This is a genomic window from Emticicia sp., assembly GCF_049241225.1.
Classification (GTDB): Bacteria; Bacteroidota; Bacteroidia; order Cytophagales; family Spirosomataceae; genus Emticicia.
Window position 1 is genome coordinate 1 of record NZ_JBMLRC010000012.1, and the last position, 6,908, is coordinate 6,908.

5 protein-coding genes and 1 pseudogene are annotated in these 6,908 nt (G+C 36.9%); 2 read left to right on the top strand and 4 right to left on the bottom strand.

Translation table 11 applies throughout. The features are described 5' to 3' along the window. Positions 1-204 precede the first annotated feature (204 nt). The gene (locus ACOVO2_RS00610) at positions 205-1,398 is read right to left on the bottom strand and encodes a lactonase family protein (protein ID WP_421768110.1); all 1,194 of its coding nucleotides are present in this window, start codon (positions 1,396-1,398) and stop codon (positions 205-207) included. Between the two features lie 181 nt (positions 1,399-1,579). Between ACOVO2_RS00610 and ACOVO2_RS00615 the strand changes: the two genes are divergently transcribed. After that, positions 1,580-2,158, top strand: coding sequence for a GNAT family N-acetyltransferase (locus ACOVO2_RS00615; RefSeq protein ID WP_421768111.1), 579 nt, complete (start codon positions 1,580-1,582; stop codon positions 2,156-2,158). 50 nt (positions 2,159-2,208) lie between these two features. Here the strand turns inward: ACOVO2_RS00615 and ACOVO2_RS00620 are convergent, their stop codons facing one another. After that, positions 2,209-3,411: a pyridoxal phosphate-dependent aminotransferase gene (locus ACOVO2_RS00620; RefSeq protein ID WP_421768112.1), complete on the bottom strand. Its 1,203-nt coding sequence runs from the start codon at positions 3,409-3,411 to the stop codon at positions 2,209-2,211. A gap of 291 nt (positions 3,412-3,702) precedes the next feature. After that, positions 3,703-4,509: a crotonase/enoyl-CoA hydratase family protein gene (locus ACOVO2_RS00625; protein WP_421768113.1), complete on the bottom strand. Its 807-nt coding sequence runs from the start codon at positions 4,507-4,509 to the stop codon at positions 3,703-3,705. Positions 4,510-4,759: 250 nt separating this feature from the next. Between ACOVO2_RS00625 and ACOVO2_RS00630 the strand changes: the two genes are divergently transcribed. After that, the gene (locus ACOVO2_RS00630) at positions 4,760-6,424 is read left to right on the top strand and encodes a hypothetical protein (RefSeq protein ID WP_421768114.1); all 1,665 of its coding nucleotides are present in this window, start codon (positions 4,760-4,762) and stop codon (positions 6,422-6,424) included. 62 nt (positions 6,425-6,486) lie between these two features. Here the strand turns inward: ACOVO2_RS00630 and ACOVO2_RS00635 are convergent. After that, positions 6,487-6,908, bottom strand: a pseudogene (locus ACOVO2_RS00635) (M1 family peptidase); the annotation flags it as partial.

Here is a 6,908-nt window from a genome sequence, read left to right on the forward strand (position 1 = left end):
CAAAGACAATATTATCACCATTAGCATCAGTTTTTTGGAAAATGGTTTGGAAATTTCGTCCCATCCGTGTCTCCCGAAGGCACGTAGGGGACACGGATGGCATTGGTCTTAGAAACTACTAAGATTTAAATTTGGAAAAAACACACGAATTTTTTCTTATTCTACGCTTGAACAATTTACAAAATTGTTCTACAACCTACAAAATTATTCTACTGAAACCATCTTCAAACAAACAGGCACAGGTACGTCAATTTGCTTGCCTGTTGGCGATAATTTTCCTGTTTTGGCATCTCTTTTAAAAATCGTGATATTATCTGTCTCTTGGTTGGCTACCAAAACAAATTTTCCGTTGGGCGTAATCATAAAATTACGAGGTATTTTTCCTAAAACTGATTCGTTGCCGATGTAGGTCAGTTTTCCAGTTTTTTGGTCAATGCTATACATAACTATTGTATCAGTAGTATTATTAGGAGCAAAAATGCCATTTTTATTGCCCGCATCTACAAAACGATTTGAGCCATACAGAAACTTTCCATCGGGCGAGATATGAATATCGGCACAGAAACTCTTGTTTTTATCTCTAAAATCTTTGGCAAGCGTCGTTATTGTCTGAAAAGGAGTCAATTTTCCCGAAGCATAGTTGAAAGCCGTAACGGTGCTACTTAATTCTTGAATCACATAAGCAAATTTACCGTTTGGATGAACCGTAAAATGGCGTGGTCCCGAACCATCAGCTACTTTCGTAAAAGCTGGTTTTCCTTCCAAAAGTTTACCATTTTTGGCATCTAAACTATACGTCATGATTTTATCAATGCCCAAATCTGGTACAAAAATATCTCGATTATTAGGAGCAATATTTACCGAATGAACGTGCGGTTTTTCTTGACGACCAGTATTCGGGCCTTTACCTTCGTGATTGATGGTTTGTGTTGCTTTTCCGAGAGAACCATCAGCTTCAACAGGCAAAATCGACAAATTTCCTCCCGAATAATTTCCCACCAAAATCCACTTTCCTGTTTTGTCGATACTTATGTGGCAAGGGTCTGCTCCACCCGCTGATTGCGTATTGAGCTTAGTTAAATTGCCTAATTTTTTATCAAAACTATAAGCCGTTACCGAGCCATCGCTTGTTTCGGTGACAGCATAAACAAATTTTTGGTTGGGAGAAACTGTCAAAAACGATGGATTTTTGATGCCCGTGGCTTTACTAACGGCACTAAATTCGCCAGTATTAGTATTGAATTTATAGATATAAATGCCTTCGCTCGGATTTTTGGTGTTGGGGCGTGTGTATGTACCAACGATTAAATATTGTTCATCTTTCGACTGAGATTTGCTGATTTGTGGCAAAAATAATAAGCTACCAAAGAAGGCAAGCAAAGTTTGTTTGAAGTTCATGAATAGAGGAATAAAGGGCGTAGTTTGAAAATAATTTTTTCAAAGATATACCAATATTACCTTGATTTCAAGATTAATTTATTGGACAACTTTCGTTTAGAATCTTTAAAATAAAATTTCAATCTCCGAAATCTTGTAAATCATTTCAATCGTGCCTTAATTGCGGCTTTCAAACTTTACTATGCAAGATACTACAATAAAACCTATTATTACGACTGTCAACGGCGACGATGATGTTAGAGGGATTTTAGCACTTCAACAAAAAAACCTCAAGAAAAACCTTACAACTGAACAAATCCAAAGCCAAGGATTTGTTACAGTTGAGCATGAATATGCAGTTTTGAAGGCGATGAATGATGCCCAACCGAGCGTTATCGTAAAAGATGGTGATACAGTTGTGGCTTATTGTTTGGCAATGCTGCCACAGTTCCGAAACGATGTGCCGGAGCTAAAAACTTTATTCGAGGCAATTGATGAAATTGACTATGAAAATCAAAAACTAAAAGATTTTAATTACGTAGTAATGGGGCAAGTTTGTGTAGGTGAAGGCTACCGCAGCATGGGCTTTTTTGATGGAATGTATCAGAAACTCCGAGAAGAACTATCTGCTAACTTTGAAATGTGTGTAACCGATATTTCAACTAATAATACTCGCTCATTGAAAGCTCATGCCCGAGTAGGATTTATTCCTGTAAAGGATTTTCATGATGCTACTCTTGGCGAAGTTTGGCGAGTAGTTGTCTGGGATTGGAGGGCATAAAAAAGGAAGCCTTCGCTTAGAGCGAAGGCTTCCTTAAATATCGAAATTGCTTACTTCAAATTAGTCAAAGCAGCTTTTACTCTTGCAACTGCTTCAGTAAGAGCCTCGTCAGAAGCGGCAGTTGAAAGGCGTAAACAGTTTGGAGCTCCGAATGAGCCTCCACCCACAAGTGCTACGTGAGCTGTTTCCAACAACCACATACACAATTGGTCAGCATCTTGGATAGTTACGTTTCCGTCAGATTTTCCGAAATAATAACTTACATCTGGGAATGCGTAGAACGCTCCGTCAGGCATATTTACCTTGAAACCTGGAATTTCTCTCAATAAACTAACTACCAAATTACGACGACGTAAGTAAGCTAATTTCATTGATTCTGCCGCCGAAGTATCGTCCCAAGCAACAACCGCTGCACGTTGAGCAATTGAGTTTGTTCCCGAAGTCACTTGCCCTTGTAGTTTCTCTACTGCATCAGCAATCCACTTTGCCGCTGCGATGTAGCCCAAACGCCAGCCAGTCATGGCAAAACCTTTAGCAAAACCGTTTACTGTGATTACTCGGTCTTTCATGCTTGGAATTGAACCCATGCTGAAATGTCCTTCGTCAGTAAAGTTGATATATTCGTAGATTTCGTCAGCTAAAACGAAGATATTTTCGTGTTTTTCGATAACCGCCGCCAATGCTCTCAATTCTGCTTCGCTATAAATCGAACCAGTTGGATTATTTGGCGAAGCATACATTACGATTTTCGTACGGTCTGTGATGGCTGCTTCTAATTGCTCAGGTTTTACTTTGAAATCATTTTCAAATTTTCCTTCTACAATTACCGATTTTCCCTCTGCCAATTTCACCATTTCTGAGTAACTTACCCAATATGGCGATAAAATAGCTACTTCGTCACCTGGGTTAATCAAACAAGAAATAACATTTGCCAAAGAGTGTTTTGCTCCTGTTGAAACCACAATATTCTCTGGTTTCCAATCTATATTATTCTCACGTTTAAGTTTGTCTGCAATAGCCTTTCGTAGCTCAGGAATACCTGCTACGGGCGTGTAGTGGTGAAAACCAGCGTCGATTGCCGCTTTTGCAGCATCGCAAATGTGTTTTGGGGTTTTGAAATCTGGCTCTCCAACTGAGAGGTTGATTACTTTGTGTCCCTGTGCCGCTAATTCACGTGACTTTTTCGACATACCAAGCGTGGCAGATTCTTCCAACGCATTGATTCTGTCAGCGACTAAATTTAATGCAGACATGATACTTTTTTGTAAAATTGATAATAAAATTGAAGAATTGAGTAAAACTGCTCAAATCGGGTGCAAAATTACTTCCTTTCAAATTGAAAAACCACATTTTTTTGAAATAAATGCTGACAATAAGCTAATTAGATAGGAGTGTTTTTATAAAAGACAATAATAAAATTCTGTGATTTGAATGTTTTTGTTTCAAAACTAAATGATTTTGGCACGCTGATAAAACGGATGTACCAACGCTGATAATCACGGATTTTTTATTTTAAACAAGTGATTATCAGCATCCATTTAAACTCAATTTTCAAAGTTAGCATCACGTTTTTGCATTTTAGCGGCAAAGGCTTCTTGGAGGTCGTTTGAGAGCAACATGGCGGCATTCCAAGTGGCCATGTAGTTGAGTCCGTCGGCCACTGAGTGGTCACGGGTGTGTAGCAAAATATGTTTTGTACCACGAATCGACAACGGTGATTTTGAAGCAATCGTGGCTGCTATTTTCATTACTTCCTGCATCATCGTAGCCTTATCAGCAAACGAGCGATTCACGATGCCTATTTTCTCAGCTTCTTTCCCTTCTACATTTCGGCCAGTGTAAGCCATTTCTCGTACCAGTCCATCGCCAATGAGTTTGGGTAAACGCTGTAAAGTGCCTAAATCGGCTACCATTCCCATGTCAATTTCTTTGATGGTAAAATAAGCATCATCGGTGCAATAACGCATATCACAACCACAAACCAAGTCGATTCCACCACCGATACAACCACCATGAATGGCTGCCAAAACAGGTTTTGAGCAGTTTTCGATGGCATTGATTGGTGCTTGTAAACGCAAAACATCTTTACGTACTCGCTCACGTCGGCGGGCATCGCAAGCGATATAGGTCTGCGAAACCGACATCAGCAAACTCAAATCAATTCCTGCACAAAAATGCTTGCTTTCGCCACCTTCAAGTACTACAACTCGTACTTCGGGGTTTTCGTCGAGGTATTCAAAAACTTCGGTGATTTCGTCCCAAGCAGTTTGATTCAAAGCATTGGCTTTTTCGGGGCGATTGATTATCACATGAGCAATATGGTCTTCGATAGATAGTTTGAGCGTTTGCATGATAGTTTTGTTGTCTAATTGATACTAATGCCTGATATTTTCTATTTTAAATATTTACTACTCACCAATACATTTTAAAATAAAACACTGATAATCAATAGTTTATTTTCCATAAAACCGTGCCTATTAACTTTAAACAGCCTGATTTGTAAAAACTAATAATATCCTAATGTTAGATCTCAAATTTCTGTTGCAACTTTGAATCTATTTAATCTACAAAAGCTATTTTTAGTATCCATAAAAACTAAATATGCAAAAAACATTTTTAAAACCGCAGCAAATCTTTATTGCTTTATTGGTCATAAGTCTATCGTCTTTTGCATATTTTTTTACCAAGTATGCAGTTAGTCTTCCGTTCTTAGATGATTACTGGGCAGTTTATGACTTTATATGGTTAGCTGAAAAAAAATACCGAACAAAAGGTGAGGTCATCCCTGATTATCTATTTGCTTCAAATTTAGAGCATATTATCGCCTATACCAAGTCCACCGCTCTAGTTCTTTACTTTTTTCTCAGAGAAAATTTTAATTTGATACACTTGATGCTTATTGGTAATGCCTCTTGGTTTGCAAGTATCTTTTTGATAGGATATGTATTTAGGATACATACAGGAGCATCATGGCTTTGGATTTCGTTTTTTCCTTTAGTTGGCTTCTCGCTTCAGTTCTACGAAAACTATTTTTGGGGAATGGCTTCACACCAAAATTTTTCGGTTATTCTCTTTTCAATAATCGCTTTATATTGCCTTTCCTTTATAAAAAAAGAAAGATTAAGTTTTTTTCTGGCTCTATTTTTTGCAGGTTCTGCTTATCTCACTAGTAGCACAGGTGTAATGATATTCTACACAGGAACAATTATATTATTTATACAAAAAAAATACTTTAGTGGAAGTATTTGGCTCACTCTATCTGTGATTAGTACGATTATATTATCAAGAATATCAATGAGTGATAACAATATCATGCTTGAAATTGATAAAGTTTTAAATACTTTAAGGTTTATTGGGGGAATTGCCCATTTTGAAGGAGATAGTACACTTTCACTCATATTAGGAGTATTATTGAGCTTGGGATTTCTGTACTACATCGTCAAATCCGATATTTTAAAAGGTGGAAAGGCTAATAGTACTGAACTATTCTTTTTTGCAATTGTGCTCTTTGCAATGCTTGTAGCAGTCGTTGCAGGACATAAACGTCCTGATGTACTCATCAGTCGTTACAAAATCTATTCTGCTATTATTGTTCTTTCTCTTGTCCCACTCATATATCTAAAGTTTTTTCAAACCCAACCTCGTGCAAAATCTTTGTTCTTAGCCCTTACTCTCACTTTGGCTTTTATCTATAACATACTGTCAACATGGGTGTATTCGTATGATGTAAAAAAACAATATCAATATTTAATAACTGATACTTATAATTGGTACGTAAACGATAAAATCACAGCTCAGTTTCAAGCATTTTGTGACAATGATTATTACAAAATTTTGATGAAAGACCTAAAAGTACAAGTACCAACAAATGAAAATGTTGATTTTTTGATTAAAAACTTAAAGAATACAACAAAGTCAGCGGAAGGGATAGCAATTGATACAGTTTATAAAGTGGAGAATACTGTTGCGGGCTGCTCAATGAAAAAACTAAGCGTTTCGGTGGTTTTACCTGATAGTTTCTCTTCAGTAGATGATTACTATTTAGTTTTATCGTCCGATACGAAAGATTTTATATTTTCACTTTTTCCCCAGCGAAATGGTTTATTAGAAAGTATAAAAACACAAAGTAATTTTAGCCAGACTTTGACCCAAACGGCTTTTCTACAATATCTACCTTCTGGGAATTATGAAATGAGTATCGTTCGTTTGGGAGACCAAAAACCTTTGAGGTACAGTAATCAGAAACCGATTTTGATAAAAATTTAAGTAAAAAAGCGTGAAGAGATGATTTCTTCACGCTTTTTTACTTAACTATCGCGATAAACTTCTTATTTCTTATCTCCACTCGTCTGAGTTCCTGCTGGTTTGTTTTTCAATGCTTCTTGCATTGGGTTTGAACCGCCACCACCAAAACTTCTTTGCTTAAAGGCTTGGAATTTTGTTGGTTGCTCAGGTTCTTTCGGGAACGCATTATCAGAAGTATCAATATCTGGAATTTCGTGATAAGGATCAAGTTTAAATTTAGCTACCTTCTTAGTTGTTACCAAAGTTTTCTTTACCTCTTTATCATTCAAACGCCAAATTTCGGCTGGAATTCTTACGTCTTCTTTTGTACCATCTTCAAACTGCATTTGAATAATAATTGGCATAATTAAGCCACCTTTATTTTTTAGATTTACTACGTAAAAATTCTTTCCTTCTTCGATGAGTTTTCTATCGTCTTCGCTCAAAGTTGACAAATACTGCTCGT